The 19,975-nt window shown below is 42.4% G+C and carries 17 protein-coding genes; 8 read left to right on the top strand and 9 right to left on the bottom strand.

The window, feature by feature from the left end; genetic code table 11:
* Window positions 1-94: 94 nt before the first annotated feature.
* Genes rsmA through IIB39_07390 form a run of 6 tightly spaced genes read right to left on the bottom strand, consistent with a single transcriptional unit; the run spans window position 95 to window position 6,833 of the window.
* Window positions 95-919, bottom strand: coding sequence for a ribosomal RNA small subunit methyltransferase A (gene rsmA, locus IIB39_07415; protein ID MCH8928525.1), 825 nt, complete (start codon window positions 917-919; stop codon window positions 95-97).
* The gene (locus IIB39_07410) at window positions 906-1,676 is read right to left on the bottom strand and encodes a TatD family hydrolase (protein ID MCH8928524.1); all 771 of its coding nucleotides are present in this window, start codon (window positions 1,674-1,676) and stop codon (window positions 906-908) included. The genes rsmA and IIB39_07410 overlap by 14 nt, the downstream gene beginning before the upstream one ends.
* 20 nt (window positions 1,677-1,696) lie before the next feature.
* Entirely contained in the window at window positions 1,697-3,709 is a 2,013-nt protein-coding gene (gene metG / locus IIB39_07405; protein MCH8928523.1) for a methionine--tRNA ligase, read from the bottom strand.
* 4 nt (window positions 3,710-3,713) lie between these two features.
* Window positions 3,714-4,529, bottom strand: a complete 816-nt coding sequence (locus IIB39_07400) for a hypothetical protein (protein ID MCH8928522.1) — start codon at window positions 4,527-4,529, stop codon at window positions 3,714-3,716.
* A complete protein-coding gene (locus IIB39_07395) occupies window positions 4,522-5,634 on the bottom strand; it encodes a hypothetical protein (GenBank protein ID MCH8928521.1) in 1,113 nt (370 codons plus the stop codon). The genes IIB39_07400 and IIB39_07395 overlap by 8 nt, the downstream gene beginning before the upstream one ends.
* On the bottom strand, window positions 5,613-6,833 hold the full coding sequence (locus IIB39_07390) for a peptidoglycan DD-metalloendopeptidase family protein (GenBank protein ID MCH8928520.1): 1,221 nt from the start codon (window positions 6,831-6,833) through the stop codon (window positions 5,613-5,615). The genes IIB39_07395 and IIB39_07390 overlap by 22 nt, the downstream gene beginning before the upstream one ends.
* Window positions 6,834-6,977: 144 nt before the next feature.
* On the opposite strand from IIB39_07390, the gene IIB39_07385 reads away from it, so the two are divergent.
* Window positions 6,978-7,517, top strand: coding sequence for a cyclic nucleotide-binding domain-containing protein (locus tag IIB39_07385; protein ID MCH8928519.1), 540 nt, complete (start codon window positions 6,978-6,980; stop codon window positions 7,515-7,517).
* Window positions 7,514-8,572, top strand: coding sequence for an AI-2E family transporter (locus tag IIB39_07380; GenBank protein MCH8928518.1), 1,059 nt, complete (start codon window positions 7,514-7,516; stop codon window positions 8,570-8,572). The genes IIB39_07385 and IIB39_07380 overlap by 4 nt, the downstream gene beginning before the upstream one ends.
* 4 nt (window positions 8,573-8,576) lie before the next feature.
* On the opposite strand, the gene IIB39_07375 is transcribed toward IIB39_07380, so the two are convergent.
* Window positions 8,577-10,316, bottom strand: a complete 1,740-nt coding sequence (locus IIB39_07375) for a hypothetical protein (GenBank protein ID MCH8928517.1) — start codon at window positions 10,314-10,316, stop codon at window positions 8,577-8,579.
* A 101-nt stretch (window positions 10,317-10,417) separates the two neighbouring features.
* Between IIB39_07375 and IIB39_07370 the strand changes: the two genes are divergently transcribed.
* The 6 genes from IIB39_07370 to IIB39_07345 are packed head-to-tail and all read left to right on the top strand — an operon-like array spanning window position 10,418 to window position 18,547.
* Window positions 10,418-10,918 (top strand): DUF456 domain-containing protein, encoded by a 501-nt coding sequence (locus IIB39_07370; protein ID MCH8928516.1) that lies wholly within the window; start codon window positions 10,418-10,420, stop codon window positions 10,916-10,918.
* Between the two features lie 3 nt (window positions 10,919-10,921).
* Window positions 10,922-11,596, top strand: coding sequence for a DUF4159 domain-containing protein (locus tag IIB39_07365; GenBank protein ID MCH8928515.1), 675 nt, complete (start codon window positions 10,922-10,924; stop codon window positions 11,594-11,596).
* A 4-nt stretch (window positions 11,597-11,600) separates the two neighbouring features.
* Window positions 11,601-14,999 (top strand): hypothetical protein, encoded by a 3,399-nt coding sequence (locus IIB39_07360; protein MCH8928514.1) that lies wholly within the window; start codon window positions 11,601-11,603, stop codon window positions 14,997-14,999.
* Window positions 14,996-16,885, top strand: a complete 1,890-nt coding sequence (locus tag IIB39_07355; GenBank protein ID MCH8928513.1) for a tetratricopeptide repeat protein — start codon at window positions 14,996-14,998, stop codon at window positions 16,883-16,885. The genes IIB39_07360 and IIB39_07355 overlap by 4 nt, the downstream gene beginning before the upstream one ends.
* Window position 16,886: 1 nt before the next feature.
* A complete protein-coding gene (locus IIB39_07350; GenBank protein MCH8928512.1) occupies window positions 16,887-18,140 on the top strand; it encodes an asparagine synthetase B in 1,254 nt (417 codons plus the stop codon).
* An 8-nt stretch (window positions 18,141-18,148) separates the two neighbouring features.
* On the top strand, window positions 18,149-18,547 hold the full coding sequence (locus tag IIB39_07345) for a YjbQ family protein (protein MCH8928511.1): 399 nt from the start codon (window positions 18,149-18,151) through the stop codon (window positions 18,545-18,547).
* A gap of 14 nt (window positions 18,548-18,561) precedes the next feature.
* Here IIB39_07345 and IIB39_07340 read toward each other — a convergent pair whose 3' ends face one another.
* Window positions 18,562-19,032, bottom strand: a complete 471-nt coding sequence (locus IIB39_07340) for a transcription elongation factor GreA (protein ID MCH8928510.1) — start codon at window positions 19,030-19,032, stop codon at window positions 18,562-18,564.
* Window positions 19,029-19,766 carry a nucleoside triphosphate pyrophosphohydrolase gene (gene mazG / locus IIB39_07335; protein MCH8928509.1) on the bottom strand — a complete coding sequence of 246 codons (738 nt, stop codon included), beginning with the start codon at window positions 19,764-19,766 and terminating at the stop codon, window positions 19,029-19,031. Before mazG ends, IIB39_07340 begins: the two co-directional genes overlap by 4 nt.
* Window positions 19,767-19,975: the final 209 nt, after the last annotated feature.

The raw sequence follows: 19,975 nt of genomic DNA, 5'->3' as shown, positions 1-19,975 counted from the left end.
AATCATTTGTAATCAATTTAATAAGATTTATTTGAATGAATGTAAAAGGCAGAGTTGATTATCTCCGCCTTCTTTACCGTCTATAATTATAAACTTAGGAATCGCTATCGCTCTTTTGCCACCTATGAATAGCATTGGAAAGTTCAATAAACTCCTCTACATCAAGGGATTCAGGACGTCTCCGGAGATCAAATCCATTTTCCGCAAGAAATTCTGTGCACTCGCCAATTTCTTTGAGGCTGTTTCTAAGCATTTTACGCCTTTTGCCGAATGTCTTGCGAACGACTTTTTTAAACAAATCTAAGTCTAATAAATCGTCAGGCAGTCTATTTTTGATTTTGAACATAACCGCCGACGATTCAACTTTCGGCTTAGGATTGAATACGCCGCGTGAAACGTTGAACAGCTTCTTTGGATGAGAAAACAACGCTGCATATACCGAAAGTATTCCATAATTCTTGCTTCCGGCATTACTCAGAATTCTGTCGGCTACCTCCTTCTGCATCGTCACCGTGAGGCTGCTGACAGCGCTGAAATGATCAAAGGTATGAATAAGAATTTGACTCGTAATATTATAAGGGATATTACCGACAATTTTTATTTTTCTTCCCGTTGCAGCGGCGAAACCGGAAATATCAAATTCCAAAAAATCTTTATGAACGATTTTAAAGTTATCATTATCCTCAAAATCCACTTTCAAATTTTCAACTAATCGCTCGTCTATTTCTACCGCTGTCACATTTTTGGCGACACTCAATAACTCCTTTGTAAGGCTCCCCATTCCGGGACCAATCTCAAGCACTACATCATTCTCGCCAATTTCCGAGGCATCTACTATTTTAGCGGCCACATTCCTGTCCATCATAAAGTTTTGACCCAAACGTTTCTTATGACGAAATCCTTGGTTACGAGGCGACATTAATTCGCTCAAACAGGTCTAAACAATTTTTTGTGGTCATATCAGCCAATTCTTCAAAGGAGATTTCTTTCAGCTCGGCGATTTTTTCTGCTACATACCTTACGTAAGACGGCTCATTTCGTTTTCCTCGATGCGGCACGGGCGTCATATAAGGTCCGTCTGTTTCCACTAAAATTCGATCCAACGGCATCCATTTTATTACCTTTTCTATTTCCTTGCTCCCGAAGGTGGCTATCCCCGTAAAGCCGATCTGAAATCCCATCTCAACCAGTTTTTTTGCGAATTCCGGTCCTCCGGTATAGCAGTGAATCACACCCTTAAAATAACCTGCTGACAGCAGGATTTCCTCCATCAATTCATCCGAATCCCTGTTATGGATTATCATCGGCAGATCGAGTTCCTGCGCAAGTTTTATCTGAGCCTTAAAAATTTTCGATTGTGCTTCGAGACTTGAATAATTCTTGTTAAAATCCAACCCTATTTCACCTATTGCGACGACAGTTTTATCTTTAGCCAGTTCTTTCAGTGAAACAATAAATTCGTCTTCGGCATTGTCCGCATTATGCGGATGTACTCCAACCGCGGAATAAACACTGTCATATTCAGTTGCGATTTTAACGCAATTTTTGCTTGATTCAATTGATGTACCGGGAGTAATCATAACATCAACTCCCGAAGCATTAGCATTGAAAATCAGTAGAGGCAAGTCTTCGGAATAAACTTTTGAATCGAGATGTATATGTGAATCAACAAGCAGCAATAGAGCCGTTCTCGGAGTTAGTTTATCGGTGAGCCGTTCGGGACCTCATCTTTGACAGTTAGCAGAACGAGGCCCGACTCTGATTCGGCAGCAAGCAGCATTCCGTCGGATTCGACACCTTTAATTTTTGTCGCTTTAAGGTTAGAAACCACCACGATTTTCTTTCCGATCAGATCTTCCGTGCCGTATTGTTCACCAATACCGGCCACTATCTGCCTCTCTTCTTCGCCTAAGGATATTTTCAGCTTCAGAAGCCTGTCCGTATCGGGTATTTTTTCTGCTTCAATGATTGTGGCAATCTTCAATCCTAAACTCTTCAGTGTTTCAATACTAATTTTATTTTGTTCTTCAGGAACGTCTTTACCGCTCAATTTCAACTCCTCTGCTTCAATTATTTCATCATCGAATTTTGTGAACAGAACAACAGCTTCTCCAAGTTCATCCCCTTCCTTCAAATCAGCTACACCGGCATCACTCCATTTGAATTCTTCCGGAATCTTCAGCATTTGCCGTATTTTATCGGATGTAGTCGGAAGAATCGGCGCAGCCAGCACAGCGAGAGTTTTTACCGCCTGAAGAGAGATATTAATCGTAGTCGCGCACTTTTTAATATCGCTTTTGCGCGTCAGCCATGGTTCATTTTCATTAAAATATTTATTACATTCCTTCGCTAAATCCATCAATTTTCGGAGAGCTTCTTTTACTTTAAATCGGCTATATGCGTCTCCCACCAATATCGCCGACTCTTCTATTCTCTTCAAAAGTTTGCTGTCAATTTCAGTAAGCTCTGATGCGGCAGGCACTTTACCATCAAAATATTTATGGGCAAACGTTATCGTCCGATGAACAAAATTGCCGAATATATCCGCCAATTCATTATTATTCTTTGATTGAAAATCCGACCATGAAAAATCGGCATCTTTCCCTTCGGGCGCGTTGGCAGCCAGGACATACCGGAGTGGGTCAGGCTCAAAATTTTCGAGATATTCATGCAGCCAAACTGCATAATTTTTGCTGGTAGATAATTTTCGTCCCTTGAGGTTCAGAAATTCATTAGCGGGAACGTTGTCCTGAAGAACAAATCCCTCATATCCCATAAGCATAGCGGGAAACATAAGAGCGTGAAAATATATATTATCTTTTCCAATAAAGTGAATCAGGCGGGTATCGTTACTTTTCCAATATTCTTCCCACAAATCCGGTTTTCCCTGTTGTATAGCCCATTCTTTTGTCGCCGAGATATAGCCTAAAACCGCCTCGAACCAAACGTATATTTTCTTTCCCTTTGCGCCATCAAGTGGAACAGGAACTCCCCAATCCAAATCTCTGGTCACCGCTCGTTCTTCAAGTCCTTCTTCCAACCATCCCCTGCAATAATTCAGGACATTTGCTTTCCAATGACTTCGGGAATCAAGAAATTCGGAAAGTTTATCCTGAAATTTATCAAATCGCATATACCAGTGGGTGGTTTTTTTCAACACCGGTGTCTCGCCGCTTAGCTGGCTCACCGGATTTATAAGATCAACCGACTCATACCATTTACCGCATACTTCGCATTGGTCGCCCTTTGCGTCTTCATTTCCGCATTGAGGGCACGTCCCCGTGACGTACCGGTCAGGTAAAAACATCTTTTTATCAGTGTCGAACCACTGTTCCGAATCGCGTTTTACGAGGTAATCCTGCTCTAAAATCTTCAGGAAAAAATCCTGCGCTGTTTCCGTATGTATCGGAGCCGATGTGCGGGAAAAATTATCGAAACTGATACCGAATTTTTCAAAACTATCTTTTATGACCGCATAATAATAATCCACAACTTCCTGAGGGGTCTTTCCTGTTTTTTCCGCTGTAATGGTTATAGGCACACCGTATTCATCAGTACCGCACATGAATATTATGTCTGTCCCGACTAATCGGCTGTATCTGACAAAGATATCCGCAGGGAGATAGGCTCCTGCTATTTGCCCGATGTGAAGCGGTCCGTTGGCGTATGGAAGAGCAGCTGTGACTAAAGTTCTTTTGAATTCCCCCATCAGTTCAGTTAACACTCAAATCGCTGAATTTTGTATTGAATTCAGCAAGTTTAAGGGCAGCCCATTCCTGAGTCGGATATCGCACGTAAACAACTTCGCTGAATATATCAATTTTCGCCACCTCTGCTACCCCATCTTTTGTCTTCAACTTTGTACCGACCTTAGGGAAATAATTTAAGGCGTCATTATAAAAATCATGCTCGAATCTCAAGCAGCATTTCAGTCTGCCGCATACACCCGCAAGCCGGGACGGATTTATAGGCAGCGCTTGCTCTTTAGCCATTTGCGTATTTATAGGCTCGAAATCCGACATCCATGAGGAGCAGCAAAGTCTTATGCCGCACACTCCACAGCCGTCGTGACGTTTCGCTTCATCCCGAGGTCCTATCTGCCGTAAGTCTATCCGAGTCTTGTATTTGCTTGCAAGCTCTTTTACCAACTGTCTGAAATCAACTCTCTCTTTGGCGGTAAAATAAAAGGTGAGTTTCTTCCTGTCGATTTGCATTTCCACATCGGTTATCTTCATATCAAGTCCGAGCTTGGAAGCTTTTTCTATTCCAACCTGATACGCTTCCTTCTCTTTTATTTCATTATCAAATAATGCCTGAATATCAGCAGAATTGGCTTTTCTAAGGATTTTTCGCTCTTTTTTTATGCTTTCGCTATCCACGGTCAGATTTCTCTGAGTAATCAGTCCCATATTTTCACCGTTAGCCGTTTCAACGACGGCATAATCCCCGATACCGAATGGCAGATCAAGATAATTTTGATAGAATTCTCTTCGAGAGCCTTTAAATTTTAGTATTACAACATTATCCAACTACTTTATATCCCTCGCCCCCGATTTTTTTACCCTTTAATATATTCCGCGTTTCGAACACCAACGAGGAAAAAATCATCGGAATATAAATATTTCGACCGACCAAATCAATTGCTTTATCAAAGCATTCAGCGACTTTCAGCTCCGTAATCCGTTGAATATCATTGATTTTCTTTTCTAATAGGCAGCTAAGCGCAAGATGAAAAACAGCTGCTATTTTTTCTTTTCCCTCTTTAGCCACAATGGCCATTTTCCTGTTCATTCCGGAAATATCAAGCGCTTTTCCCGATGTTATCACGGTAACAATCTCATTTGCCAGCGACATACGATTCTCAAACTCACCTTCGTCAATAAGTCTAAGCGCACTCCCGATATCCCAATTTACGGATTTCGCATAAGCTGCCGCCTCTTCGCGGGACAGTGTGTCGGAGACCAGAATTTCTTCTACTTCGCTTTTTGCCAATCTTTTAAGCTTAACCTCCTGACATCGCGAACGAATGGTGGATACCATCAGGTCCGGCTTAGACGATGTGAGAAAAATATAAGTATCGTCAGGCGGTTCTTCTAATAACTTCAGGAAAGCGTTAGCTGCTTCGTCATTCATTTTCTCCGCCCGTGAAACCAATATAACCCGCTTACCCTGTTCGGCGCTTTTTAAATAACTGTTATTCTTTAAGTAACGTATGCTATCAATCCGCACGAAATTTGCGCCGGGAATTTCAATTCTGTAATATGGATTTGATGCCTTTTTACTTAATTCCGATTGAATAATTTCAAGGATTTCGTCCTTCAGGCTTGCCGCAGGATTATCTTTGTCTTTTGACCCGCCGGGCAGCGGATATATAAATTGGAAGTTGGGATGTTCAAACGAAGCTATTCGCCTGCAAGCAGAACATTTTCCGCATGCCGTATATTCTTCTTCGGTACAATTCAAAATCTTCGCCATTTCCAAAGCGACGGCTTCTTTACCCGAGCCCGGAACTCCTGAAAGTAATATGGCATGCGCCAACCGGTCTTTTCGCAATGCTTGAGCGAGAAGTTTTAAAGACTTATTCCGGGAAATGTGAGCGTTAATATCCAAAATTATAGCGGTTTCCTTAGCCATAACGCAGGATTCTGCTTTTCGCGGTTATGCCAGATTTCAAAATGCAGAATTACAACGTCTTCTAAACCGGAATCACTCAGCGTGGCGATTTTTTGACCGGCTGCCACTATTTCGTTCGGAATAACATAAATCTCTCCGAGATGAGTGTAAACTGAATAATAGCCGGCTCCGTGGTCAATGATAAGCGTATTTCCGAAACCCCTAATCCATGTAATACTCGTAATTCTTCCTCTGAGAACCGATACAACCTCCGCACCGTCTTTTCCCGCTATGTCTATTCCTGAATTCTGGGTAATAGTCTTCAGCTGCGGATGTCTTCTTCTGCCGAATTTTGCGATTACTCTTCCGACTATCGGCCAGATTAATTTCCCCTTGTGACTCGCGAATTCCGCATCAAATGTGAGCTCTTCGATAGGTACTTTACGTAACCGGGCAAGCTCTATTAACCGCTTTCGTTCATCTTCCAAAGCGGTAATAATTGCTTCCACCTGTTTCGCGGCAATTTCCTTTTCCCGTACAAGTTGCGTCAACGCTCCCTTATCTTTCCGAACTCTTTTCAGCAACTTCCGCCTGTCTTTTCTGTTTTTGGACAGATTTCGCTTTTCATTCTCATTTTCGTCAATAATTTTTTCTCGTTCGCTAATCTCCCTTAATAAAAAATTCTCTTTTTCATTTAAATTTTTAATAGCCGCACCGATTGAAGAATACAATTTCCTGTCATAGTCGTTGATGATTTTCATATATTTCAGCCGATAGAAAAACTGGCTGACACTGGCTGATGTCAATAACAATTCAAAGTCGCTGTAAGTTCCTGTCTTATACATTTTCACGGCACGCTTGGCGAATCTTTTTTTCAGTTTAACAATGTGATTTTTTGATGCATTCACCGCCATTCTCGATTCGGTCACACCTCTGTTTCTGATTTGGATCTCCTGCCCAAGTCTTGCTATCAGACGATTAGTGTAATCGAGCTTCTTCCCGAGATTACCAAGTTGATGCAACACGTTTATTTCGGTGGATTTTTTTTGTCTCAGCTCTTGTTTCAGGTCATTTATCGTAGTTCTCAGATCTTCCAATTCCTCTCCCCTGTCATAGATCTTATCTTCAATATTATTGGATGATTGGGAATACAATGGATCCGCGATTAATAAAGCGTATGCTATAATTAAGACAGAGTAAACTTTTAACATTCTTTTCATCACTGAGATCATTGAAATTAAAGTTAATTTAACAATCGATGATATTCAATTGAATTAAAGATGATTCGTGTCATTCCTATTTCGCTTGACATAAAAATCCCCGCTAACTATTATAATATCTTCATTATTGGAGGTTTAAACAGAATGAATAATGATTCGGTTTGGAGTAACATTTTTAATCTCGGAAAAGGCGAATCCGAGGCAGCCAGTGCGATTCGAAAAGTTCCCATTTTTGAATCACTTTCCAAAAAAGAAATTGCGGCGGTTGAAAAGCTTATTCATAAGCGTCAGTACAGCTTAAACGAAGATATTTTCCGGGAAAAGGACCCCGGCGGCGGTATGTATATCATTATGGACGGTTCGGTTTCTATCATAAAAAATCATGGCGGCGCTACCGAGGAAACGCTCGCAACTCTTGAGGACGGTGATTTTTTCGGGGAAATAGCGCTTCTGGACGAATCGCCGCGCACAGCGACAGCAATCAGCTTAGAGGAATCAAGCATCCTCGGTTTTTATCGAACAGACCTTTATGAACTTGTGGAACGCCGACCGAAGCTTGCTATCAAAATAATTGTTAATCTTGCCAGGGTTGTCAGTGAACGTCTCAGGCATTCGAACGCCAATGCTCAGCAACTTCGTGAGATAGTAGCCTCATTGGAAAATAACAGCGATTCAAGTAAATGATACCACAAGTAGCGGAACAGCAATCAGCTTTAAAATACACTACCCGATTGATTGTCACTTTAGGCAGCATTGCCGCCTTATTTTATTTCCTTCCCCGTTTGGAAGATATTATAATTCTTTTCTTGATTTCTCTCCTGCTTTATTCGCTTCTCGTACCTCTTGTCAATAACTTCGAGAGCAAAGGAATACCCCGAGCATTATCTATAATCATAGTTTTTCTAATAGGATTCCTCGTGGTAGGACTTGTATTTAATTTGATCATACCTCCAATCAGAGCGGAGGCGGAGTCGCTAAGCGCTACCATTGCGACACAGGGACCTGATAAAGTTTTTCAGAACATGAGTGAATTTATAGAATCCCGCTTTCCCATGCTGGACGCAAAAATGATTACGAGCAAACTCGGGAGCTATCTCTCCACATCGCTGCAAAAAGGAATCGGAATTGTGTTCAGTCTTGTTTCTGTTTTTACATCGACGCTGATAGTCCTGTTCATGACGTTCTTCTTTCTAAAAGACCAACGGATTATAAAAAAGAATCTCATCGGGATGGTACCTAACAGGTTCTTCGAGATGTCTCTCGTTATGGTTTACAGGATTGAAAACCAGCTTGGAAGCTATATCAGGGGCGTCCTTCTCGACGGACTTATAGTGGCCATTCTTAGTTCAATCGGATTAGCTATCCTCGGGATTCCCTATTTCTATATAGTAGGAATTATTGCAGGGCTTACCAATATGATACCTTATATGGGGCCGATCATTGGAGCCACTGTGGCAATTATAGTCGCCCTGATGACAAGCCACCCTGCCGGTTTAGCAATCATCCTCTGGATAGCTCTTTTATTTGCTGTTGTTCAGCTGATCGATAATATATTCATTACACCGATCGTTGTTTCCAATGCCGTCAACCTTCATCCGCTTGTAGTAATGATAGCTGTCCTCATCGGAGGCAGTTTACTCGGCGTAACCGGATTGATTTTTGCTATTCCACTCACGAGCATCTTCAAGGTAGTTATAGAGGAATTGGTAAAGAGTCTCAAGAGTTACCGAATAGTCTGAATAGTTAAAACTCCGCTATCTCCCAGCTGTGCAGCCTGTTCTCTGCAAAGTAAATATAGTAGTATTGATTTCTGGCGGACTGATATACCCATAGCTCATAATTCGTTGGCCCGTCGGTTACATAGTATTTGTATGAAGGCATTCCCCACAGCCGTAATACTCTCTCTTTATCTACGCCGGCAATTAGCCTGTCGGTAAGATGTCTTTTATTTTGAGCCATTATTTCAGCATGCCGTATTTTTCCCGCGCTGATTTTCTCCTTGGCGATTGCTTCTTCCACGAAAGCGATTTGGAGGTCCGCTTTTTTTCGCATTTCACGGTTATATTTTCCCGCTCGCTCGAACGATTCTTTGGCGTAAATGTAGGAGTTTCTATTGAGCGCCTCTACTCCTTCCAGAAATGCTATCCTCGCTATCTTGCTGTAGGCTATCTCGACTTCCCGGCTCAGAGCCGGATTCATCTCTATAACCCTGATCAGTATCGCCTCCGCAACCCGTACTTTTTCCTCTTCAATTAAGAGTTTGGACTTAGTCAGCAGCATTTCAGATATAGCGATTCCTGCCGCGTCGGACAGACTACTGTCTATAAACTCCGCTCTAAGGAACCATCTCTCCGAATTACTGAAATCCCATTCGGCATGCGCCTTTAATCCCATTTCAAAATAATTTTGCGCAATTTCTTTCTTTCGTGTAGATACCTTTCGGGCTAAATCAAAATCTCTTTGATTCAGCACATCTATTCTGTCGTATAACCGGAGCGCTCCATCGAAATTTTTATCTCTTTGTGAATCAGTCGCTTTATCGTAAAGCTCGGATGGAATGTGCTTGTCCGCTTCGGTAATCTGTCGCCGAGCCCGTTCTGCTCTCGGATGACTTGGGTGGAGCCTCAAAAATTCGGTATATTTACTCCTCGAATCTATAAACCTTCCGCTTTTATATAGCTTTTCAGCATCATCCCCAACTGACTTTCTACCTCCGAATATCATTGCAAGTGTAACAGCAACGCCATAATGTGAAAGATCTAACTCGGTGAATCGAGCAATACCTTCCGGGTCTTCAAGGTCTTTTACCCTTAAATCAGTGAATTTGAATTCAAATCCCAAGCCTACCCGGGACGATTCATGGCTTCTGAGCAACAGCTGCGCCCCGAATCCGATACCAAGCGGATTGGCGGAGCCTTTCAAATACGAAGAACCTTCTCTACTGCGATACATATCAGCGTTGGCGAACCCGTAAGAAATCTGACCGTAAAGAATCATCCGGGTGCCCAATGTATAATTAAATGTCTCGTTAATGTTGAATTCCACCACTCTCGGAGAGAGCGCAGCTGTTCCCTTGAAATCAACAGTCGGTTGAGGAAACGCAGATGAAAGATCACTAAAGCCTAATGACGTTATGTAGCTGATGGAAAACCCGGTGAGCATATCAACCATACTCTGCTTCCAGATATATCTCATAAAATTAAATTTCGCGAAATCGAGCGTATATACAGAAGCCAATCTGGAACCGCTTACTCCAACCGGGTTGGAATAGTTGAAATTCTCCACTCCCACTTTCAAGTCAAACACCGTCAGAGTGAACGGTGTTTGGTAGGTGTGCCGCTTAAACCCGAAAAATTGAGCTTTCGCCGACGAATACGAAATTAATGTAAAAGCAACTAAAGCGAGTAAAATATAGGAAATACGTTGATTCACTGTTTGTTCTTTGACCCTAATTATTCGACCTATCCTTAGTAATATCAGCATTTAACATAAAATATACAACTTTTATCCTGCCGGTCTTGATTTAATCTGCCCAATCGGATAACTTGAACTGACAATTGTGTAGAATAATATTAGGTTCACTATTGAACATTTTATTTGGGATTCTGTTCTGGATCGTGTTGATTGCGGGTGTGGCGGTTACTCCTCTCGGGTTACCCGGCACATTCATTATTGCGGTATCTGTCTTGATTTTTGATGTTCTGACCGATTTCGAGGGCTTTAATTCGGCGTTGATAGTTTTTCTATTCGTTCTCGCAGTCCTGATGGAAATCCTTGAAGCCACGTTATCGGGTTATATGGCAAAGCGGTTCGGCGGTTCAAAGTTGTCTATATTCGGCGCAATTGCAGGCGGATTGATCGGCGCCATTTGGGGAACAATGATTTTTCCGGTAATCGGCACTCTATTAGGAGCCTTTCTCGGCGCGTTCATCGGAGCATTTCTTGGTGAATATTTCCTTTCCCGCGAATTCGACCGTTCGTTGCTTGCAGGCATCGGAGCATTCGTCGGCGCAGTCGGCGGAAAAACGATGAAAACAATAACTGCCCTTGCAATGGTCGTCACAGTAGGGTTTTATTACTTTTAGAATATGAAAAGATTCCTCACAATTTCACTGGCTTATCTTCTCTATTTTAATCTATCAGCGGTAATCGTTAACGGCTCAAAACCCGGACTGTTCACTATCGCTCGATTGCAATACGGCGGGGGTGGTGATTGGTATTCCGACCCAAGCAGCCTTCCGAACTTACTGCGGTTTATTGACGCCAATACAACTTTGAGAACAGATTTTAGAGAGGTAAGAGTCAAGGTGGAGAATGAAAACTTGTTCCGATATCCTGTTCTTTATATGACAGGTCACGGAAACATCAGGTTTACAAAATCCGAATCGGCGAGATTACGGGACTATCTCACCTCCGGCGGATTTCTATTTGCAGATGACAATTACGGTATGGACAGGTCCTTCCGCAGGGAGATAAAGAAAATATTCCCTGACAAAGATTTAGTTGAACTTCCGAAATCTCATGGAATCTTTCGGATACATTACAATTTTCAAAACGGATTACCTAAAATTCATGAGCATGATAATAAACCCGCGCAGGCTTTCGGAATCTTTCACGAAGGAAGACTCGTACTATTCTATAGTTACGAAAGTGACCTTGGAGACGGCTGGGAAGATGCCTCGGTTCACGGTGACTCCGAGGAACGTCGCGACGCAGCTTTAAGAATGGGAACGAATGTTATTATATGGGCATTAACACATTAAGACGATGAACGGAAATAGCGCCATATCACTGAAAATAAGCGAATTTAGAACTGATTTAGCGGGTAACCGTCTGCGTTTATTGACATTAGTTTTTTTAAACCTGCTTTTCATATCAGGTTTTCTCCTCCTCTTCCTTGAGGGCGTATTCTGGTTCGGAAACTTGATCAGATGGACTATTATGACAAGTTTCGTTCTCGGACTACTTTTTTCGATGGCAGTGATATTCAGGATTCTTAAACAGACAAAAGAGGGGAAATTTGCGGGCAGTTCTGATGAAGATATAGCCAGAAAAATCGGAACGGATAATCCGCAAATCAAAGACAACCTTCTGAATGCGTTACAGCTGATGAGCTTGACCGATGAAGACGGATACTCGAAGGAGCTTGTTAACGAATCAATTAACAGAGTTGAGAATTCGCTTTCAGAAGTATACGTGAATAACTCCATAGAGAAAGCCGTTCAGAATAAACTCGCAAGAGCTTTAATGGTTGTATCATTGATTATCGGAATGTTTTTTTGGTTGTCGCCGCAGCGGCTGAGCGAAGCGGCTCTAAGGCTCACATTGCCAAATAAAAGTTTTATTCCGGTACTTCCATTCGAAGTCAGTGTGTTGCCGGGAGATTTGGAGGTTATTAAAGGGGACACTCTTCAATTGGCTGCTACTGCCTCAGGAACACTGATTCCATCTGAAATGTATATCGAAATAGAAGATAAATTCGGCGTTAAATCATATTCGATTAAAGCCGGAGAAAATAATCAGTTCCAATTTGAAATTCCCGCAGTAGCAGAAAGTTTCAGCTACCGATTCTACGCCGAAGACCCTAAAGTGCTTAAGTCTTGGGTGAATTATTCCTCCGATGTGTATAACGTCAATGTGATTAACAGACCCTTTATTCAGCATCTTAGAGTTCGTCTCGATTACCCTGATTACGCAAAAATAGAAACACGGGTTATTGAAGGCAATATAGGTGAAATAACCGCACTTAAAGGTACAAGAGCATCGGTTTCAATTATATCAAGCAAATCGCTCAACTCTGCCGACATTTCGTTTTCAGGGGGAAGCGGAGTATCGCTCAAGATCGAAGGAAGTTCCGCTAAAGGATCGTTTACTATCTCCAATAACTCCGAATTTCATATTGATTTAGAAGATCAAATGGGCATATTCAACTTAAATCCAATTGACTACAGCATTACGGCATTGCGAGACGAAACACCCGTAATTTCACTGCTCGAACAAAGCGAGCAGTTTGACCTTGATGCGTCAATGCAAATCCCTATGGTGCTGCGTATTGACGATGACTTCGGCATAAACGAGGCGGGAATCGCCCTTAGAATCAGGAACGAATTCACCGATTTTTCCGACTCATTGTTCCGGATGATAGATGTTCCATTGCCTGCCGTTTCCGGAAACAGCCTTGAATTTTTCCACCTGATGAATTTATCCGATATTGATTTAGCTCCACGCGATATAGTGGAATATTACGCTTTTGCTTTTGATAACGATGCTGTTACGGGACCAAAGATGGGACGAACACGACTATTTTTTGCCCGATTCCCTTCTCTTGCAGAATTATTCAATCGTATAGACGAAGACAACAATGACATTGAGGAAATCGCCGAAGAAACCGTCCGTGAAGCAAAGGAATTACAGGAAGCGATAAAAGAACTAAGCGATGATCTCAAGAAAAACCCTGAAATTGATTGGGCGAAGCAGCAAAAAATAGAAGAAACTCTGAATAAACAGCTAAATTTAGAAGAGAAACTTTCTTCTATTTCAGAAAAACTCGGTGAAATTATCGATGAAGCGGAAAATAACGATCTCCTCTCCCCGGAGACTTTGGAGATGTATCTCGAACTGCAGAATCTTTTTCAGAATATATCATCACCCGAGCTGTTAGCGGCTATGGAAAAAATGCGGGAAGCGGCGCTCTCCCTCGACCAGAATGATATGGCGCGTGCGATAGAAGACTTCAAAATTTCTCAGGAACGGTTTGCGAGGGAACTTGAGAGAACATTAGAGATTTTCAAGCGTGTGCAAATCGAGCAGAAAATTGACGAGATCATCAAACGGATGGAGAAACTAAGCGAACTACAGGAAAATATTTCTAAGGAGACAGATTCCCTTAAAAATGGCGATGAGAATTCTCTAAAAGAACTCGCTCAGAAAGAAAAGAACGTTTCGGAAGAACTCAGCGAAATCTCCGATGTAATGAAAGAATTAGAAAAACTCAGTGAGGAATTCCCCGAAATACCCACATCAACCATCGCAGAATTGCAAAAAGATATGGAGTCAGGCGAACTATCGGAGCAGCTTGAGAACGCACGGCGGTCAATGTCGGAAGAAAACATTTCCGCTTCGAAAAATGATTCTAAATCCGCAAGCCGTGAAATGAAGAAGATGCTGCAAAAACTTTCCGCACTCGGCGCGGAAATTCGAGCTAAACAGTTAGAAGAGGTTCTGGCAGGATTTCAAAAAATCACCCAAAAAGCGATTCAACTCTCGAAATTTCAAGAAGAGCTCAATTTAGAAAGCAAAAATCTGAAAGGTAACAGTCCGAATCTTGACGAGATCGCAAGCCGTCAGGAATCGTTTCGCCGTGATTTGGTTAATATTGTCGAAGATTTGGTTGAGTTGTCGAATAAGACTTTTGGAATAAGTCCCTCTGTGGCTCGTTCCATTGGCAAAACTTCAGGAGCAATGACCAAGGCAGTCGAGAATCTGAGTCAGCGAAATGTTTCGGGTAGTTCCAAATCGCAAAAGGATGCGCTGGGCGGATTGAATGAAACGATATTATCCCTTCGCGGCGCGATGTCTCAGCTTTCCGCTTCAGGCTCAGGAACAGGCTTCGAGCAGTATATGCAGCAAATGCAGCAGATGGCTAACGCTCAGGGCGGGCTTAACGCTGAAACTCTCAATCTGATGCAGGGTAAAGGGCAGGGACGCGCCGGCATTTCCGGCGCTATGAGAAGACTTGCCGCTCGTCAGGAGCAAATAAGACGCTCTTTGGAGAAAATGAGAAAAGAGATGGCAGGCAAGCATGAAGTTCCCGGAAGACTCGACGGCATTGCAAGCGAAATGGAAGAGATAATCAGAGAGCTTCAGAATCGGAGAGTAACGAGAAAAACAATCCAAAGGCAACAGCGGATTTTATCACGTATGCTTGACTCGCAAAAATCCATGAGAGAAAGAGACAAGAGCAAAAAACGAAAATCAAAATCAGCGGTTGATCTGGCACATCAGGGCCCACTCGGGCTTCCGGAAAACCTGGGTGAACGGGGTGAGTTACTTAACCGTGAACTCATCAATGCGATGCGCGAAGGCTATTCAAGAGATTATCAAGAGCTTATCAGAGGATATTATGATCTGCTTCGCGGCAATCAAGTCGGGCAGGAAAATAAATGATTCTCAGACTGGCGGTCTATTTATTTCTATTAATGAGTTTTTCCTTATCTCTATCAGCTCAGACAGGTAAAACCGATGTTCAGCTGCGGCGGGCGAGAGATCTTCAAAGTGCAGGGAAACTCGATGAAGCTGTGGCAATACTCGAAAATCTCAATAATGATTATCCTTCAAATATTGCTATCTCTAATTTTTTAAAAAATACATATCTCAAATTAGCTGATTATGACAAAGTTCTTTCCCTTCTTAACCGCGGGTTATCGCTTAATCCCGCGAATTGGCGGATAGAAACTGAAATTGTTGATGTATATTTGAAGCTGGATAAACGGGAAAAGGCGATCACTCTTGCGAATCGGCTAATCGCCGCTCGTCCGAATAACTATTCGGTATATAAAACCCTCGCTTTGGTGATGAACAATAACAGACTTTATGATGAAACTGTGAAGATATACAAAAGCGCTCAAAAAAGTTTGAAAAATCCGTCTCAAGTCACACGTGATCTGGCAAATTTCTACAGTTCGCGTTTGAGCTATTCAAACGCCACTGACGAATTCGTGAAGTTTCTTGACGCAGACCCGAATAACTATAATTACGTTCGTCGCCGACTTTCACGGTTTAACACTGACTCTGTCACAGTAAGCATAGTGCTAAGCCGACTTGAATTAGGACTTGATAGGCGACCTGAGAATCAAAATCTTAGGCATTTAGTCGCCGACTATCATTACAGGACTGGAAATTTCAGTCAGGCGTATGAAGAATTTATTCTGCTTGAGGAAAATAATGATTCGGACGGCAGACTTCTTTTGAACTTCATCGAAAATCTAAAAGAGGATAAGCAGTATCTATTAGCCATACTCGCCTCAAGAAAACTAATGGCTCTCCATCCCGCCGGCAAGTATTACCCTAAAGTACATTTTCTTCTTGCAGAGCTCACCGAACTGAGCGAAACAGCTCCACCCTTTTCAGAGATTAATTACTCTCCGCTGTTTCCATTATTCGAAATGCAGAAAATAAACGAGTCACCCGGTGTTCCTAAATCCATTTTGTTGTATGATTCGGTCGCCACTATATACGGGAACAGTCTGATTTCCGCAAAAGCATATTATAATATCGGCAGAATATACTTTGACCGGTTGCAAAACCTTGACGAAGCCGAATCCTCATTTAAAAAATCCATTCAATCCCATGGAGGATTATATATCGTTGAGCCTGCACTGCTTAAATTAGCGGATATTTCCCTTGAGCGGGGCGACCTGATAAAAGCGGAAAATGAATATTTGCAGCTTTCCGAATCCGCGGTATCAAAAGAAATTCGTGCTAATGCGCAATTATCAGTTTCACGGATTGAATATTACAAAGGTGAATTCGACAGCGCGCTATATCATTTAAATGACTTTATCTTCGAATCAAATTTTGAAGATCCTCTTATGAACGACGCTCTCGAACTTAGTATCTTAATTGAATCAAGTAGAAACAGTAAAAATGCAGAATCAGAAAACGCTTTGCTGTTATACGCAAAAGCGGATCTGTTATCTCATCGGCGGCGCAGTTCGGAAGCAAGGCAGGCTTACCTTACGCTGCTGGAGGATTATCCTGATTCGCCTGTTTCAGACAATGCCCTTTTCAAGGCTGCTGAAATGTCCGCTATAATGGGCAGATTCAAGGAATCACTCGGTCAATTTGACAATTTTTTAATTCTGTTTCCCGAATCCGAATTAGCCGATAGAGCTTTATTGGCGGCAGGAGAAGTAAGCGAAAGGGGAATGAAAGATTCCAACGGCGCCATTATGTATTATGAACGGCTTCTCATAGAACACCCCCGAAGTCTTTACGGCAAGATAGCGAGGAATAAAGTCCGAAAATTAACCCAACTCAGGCGCGCAAATTAAAATGAGACTTATTTTTACACTCGCATTCGCTCTGATAAGTTTCTCGAATCTCTCAGCTCAGAAAATACTTATACCGATGAACCTGTCCCAAACCAACCACCTAAAAGCTTACGGAATAACGTTTTGGGCTCTCGAAAGGGGCTTGGAAGTCGAATGGCTTTTGAATTACAGAGGCGGTTCATTTATGTTTGACTATTCGGATAAAATTGCCCGCGAATGCAGAGTCCGTGGAGTCAGCTTCGAAAGACCTTCCGCTAACGATATAATCAATATTTACTCTGATATCGAAGCCAATAATATGGAAGTTATTCTCCTGGAAAAAGCGCCGAAAATAGCAGTATATACTCCTTCGAACGCTCAACCCTGGGATGACGCCGTGACCCTCGCTCTCGCTTATGCTGAGATTGAATACGATAAACTTTGGGACCCGGATGTACTCAGAGGAAGCTTATCGAAATACGATTGGCTTCACCTCCACCACGAAGATTTTACCGGACAATACGGTAAATTTTACGCATCATATCACAATGCGCCATGGTATATACAGCAACAAATTCAATATGAAAAATTGGCATCGGATTTTGGATATTCAAGTGTTTCAGAGGAGAAAAAAGCTGTAGCAAAAACGATTAATGAATACGTAACAGATGGCGGGTTTCTTTTTGCTATGTGTTCAGCCACCGACAGCTATGACATTGCATTGGCTGCCGAAGGAATAGACATCGTCGGCATGCCATTCGATATGAGCCCGGTTGATTCCGACATTAAATTGAATTATGATAAAACATTAGCGTTCAAAGATTTCAAACTTGTTACCGACCCTATGATTTATGAGTTTTCCGACATTGACGCCGTACCGGGAAGCGGCGCCGCTCCGCGTCCCGTTGAAACGGATTATTTTTCGCTCTTTGAATTTTCCGCCAAACATGATCCTGTACCTACAATGTTAACACAAAACCATGTGGGAGTGCTAAAGGGATTTATGGGACAGACCACTTCGTTCCGAAGGTCTCTTATAAAGGATCACGTGGTCATTATGGGAGATGTGGAATCGTCTGACGAAGTAAAATATATTCACGGAAATAGCGGAAAGGGCACATTCACTTTTCTCGGAGGGCACGATCCGGAGGACCCGCGACACTACGTAAACGATCCGCCCACAAATCTTGATCTGCACCGGAATTCACCCGGTTACAGGCTGATATTAAACAATGTTCTCTTTCCCGCAGCACGGAAAAAACCACAAAAAACCTGAGGTTCCAAATGCCGTCACAGTTTTCTATAAATACACGTTCTTCCACAGAGATGGTCAATATTACAAGCCAGGTTCAAAATGAGCTCGGCAAAGCTGAAATAAAAAACGGAATATGCACGGTCTTTGTACCGCATACTACCGCTGGAATAACCATTAACGAAGGGGCAGACCCCGATGTAGCGGACGATTTGATAATGGAAATAAATAAAATCGTTCCGATTCAAGACGGATATAAGCACTTAGAGGGAAATTCGGCTGCCCACCTGAAGACAACATTCTTTGGATCATCCGTTCAGATTCCGGTGGAGGACGGTCGTCTCAGCTTAGGCACGTGGCAGGCGATTTTTCTTTGCGAATTTGACGGCCCACGAAATCGGAGAGTTGTCGTGCAGGTATTAGGAAAATAAAGAGCCAAGTAATCTTATTCGACTTTTGTGACTCTCCACCTGTTCGTACCCCGCTCGGATTCGACAGTAACCTCATCCCCCACGCTTTTACCCAAGATTGCCTTACCCACAGGTGACTTTGTGGAAATTTCCATCATCTCACTTTTAAACATAGGCATAGATACAACTTCCCCTTCAAGAACTACGCCTGAATCCACATTCTCAATTACTACCTTCGAACCGACAAAGACCTGACCTTTCGGACGATCCGCCGGGTCATAAACTTCCGAATTAGCAAGCTTATCTTCCAAATCCTGAATTTTCGTCATAAGCATAGAAAGCCTCTCGCGGGAGGCGTGATATTCTGCGTTTTCGCTTAAATCTCCCTGCGCTCTGGCGCTGGAGATCGCTTTCTGGACAGAAGTTTTTTCAGGTCCTTTCATCTCTTTGAGCTGCGCCATCAGCTCGTCATACTCTTCCTGTTTAAAAAAATATTTGTCGCTCATAAAATCCTCTTATGCTTTAGCCCATCCCAAATTTCGTCCATTTCCTTTAGAGACATCTCTTTCAAATTACGTCCGGATTTGTTAGCCTCTTTTTCAATACCCTTAAACCTGTAATCAAATTTTCTAATGCTTCTACGTAGAGCGTCCTCCGGATTAATATCCAAATATCTGGAAAGATTTACAAGGCTGAATATCAGATCTCCGATTTCTTCCTCCTCACCCTGGCGGTCGGCAGATTCAGTCGCTTTTTTTAGTTCGGTCAATTCCTCATTGACTTTTTCCCACACTCCCGAAATATCTTCCCAATCGAATCCTGTGCTTGCGGCTTTCTCCTGCAATCTGTAAGCCAGCTGTAAAGCGGGTAAGGTTTTTGGCGTACCATCAAGCCGCGATTCCCTTCCCTCAGATTGTTTCATCTCCTCCCAATTATCCTTAATCGCATTTGTACCATTCACATTTTCGTTGTCAAATATATGGGGATGCCGTCTCACTAACTTATCATTAATGCTCTTCAGAATTTCGTGTATATCGAAATTTCCCGCTTCTTCTCCCAATTTAGCGTGGAACGCCACATGCAGAAGCAAATCCCCAAGCTCTTCCTTCAGGCTCGTCATATCACCAGAGTCAATCGCTTCAACTGTTTCGTATGCTTCCTCGACCAAATATTGTCTTAGAGATTCGTGCGTCTGAGCTTTGTCCCATTCGCATCCATTTTCTGCGCGTAATGCTTCCATAATTTCTATCAAGTTAGAAAATTCTGTTTTGTACAATTCTTTTTTCGAGCTGTTTATGGTGTTCTTCCTTCCTTAAAATAAATAAAAGGATGGTTTCGCCGAAATACAATTAATCCCCTTCAGCGCGCATCCTGAACTGAATATATCTCTTTAGACTGAAAATTTCAACATACAACGCAAAATCCCGATAATATTGGAGAACTTGATTG

The organism is Candidatus Neomarinimicrobiota bacterium (assembly GCA_022573815.1).
Lineage (GTDB): Bacteria > Fidelibacterota > SORT01 > SORT01 > SORT01 > JACZTG01.
This window is presented reverse-complemented; position numbering and strand designations above follow the sequence as displayed.

Bases quoted from the DNA above. Each gene is read 5' to 3' on its own strand.
- IIB39_07340 (MCH8928510.1), bottom strand. From the start codon at position 19,032: ATGAGCGACAAATATTTTTTTAAACAGGAAGAGTATGACGAGCTGATG.
- IIB39_07375 (MCH8928517.1), bottom strand. From the start codon at position 10,316: ATGCTGATATTACTAAGGATAGGTCGAATAATTAGGGTCAAAGAACAA.
- rsmA (MCH8928525.1), bottom strand. From the start codon at position 919: ATGTCGCCTCGTAACCAAGGATTTCGTCATAAGAAACGTTTGGGTCAA.
- IIB39_07385 (MCH8928519.1), top strand. From the start codon at position 6,978: ATGAATAATGATTCGGTTTGGAGTAACATTTTTAATCTCGGAAAAGGC.
- metG (MCH8928523.1), bottom strand. From the start codon at position 3,709: ATGGGGGAATTCAAAAGAACTTTAGTCACAGCTGCTCTTCCATACGCC.
- IIB39_07360 (MCH8928514.1), top strand. From the start codon at position 11,601: ATGAACGGAAATAGCGCCATATCACTGAAAATAAGCGAATTTAGAACT.
- IIB39_07365 (MCH8928515.1), top strand. From the start codon at position 10,922: ATGAAAAGATTCCTCACAATTTCACTGGCTTATCTTCTCTATTTTAAT.
- IIB39_07380 (MCH8928518.1), top strand. From the start codon at position 7,514: ATGATACCACAAGTAGCGGAACAGCAATCAGCTTTAAAATACACTACC.
- IIB39_07345 (MCH8928511.1), top strand. From the start codon at position 18,149: ATGCCGTCACAGTTTTCTATAAATACACGTTCTTCCACAGAGATGGTC.
- IIB39_07355 (MCH8928513.1), top strand. From the start codon at position 14,996: ATGATTCTCAGACTGGCGGTCTATTTATTTCTATTAATGAGTTTTTCC.
- mazG (MCH8928509.1), bottom strand. From the start codon at position 19,766: ATGGAAGCATTACGCGCAGAAAATGGATGCGAATGGGACAAAGCTCAG.
- IIB39_07395 (MCH8928521.1), bottom strand. From the start codon at position 5,634: ATGGCTAAGGAAACCGCTATAATTTTGGATATTAACGCTCACATTTCC.
- IIB39_07390 (MCH8928520.1), bottom strand. From the start codon at position 6,833: ATGAAAAGAATGTTAAAAGTTTACTCTGTCTTAATTATAGCATACGCT.
- IIB39_07350 (MCH8928512.1), top strand. From the start codon at position 16,887: ATGAGACTTATTTTTACACTCGCATTCGCTCTGATAAGTTTCTCGAAT.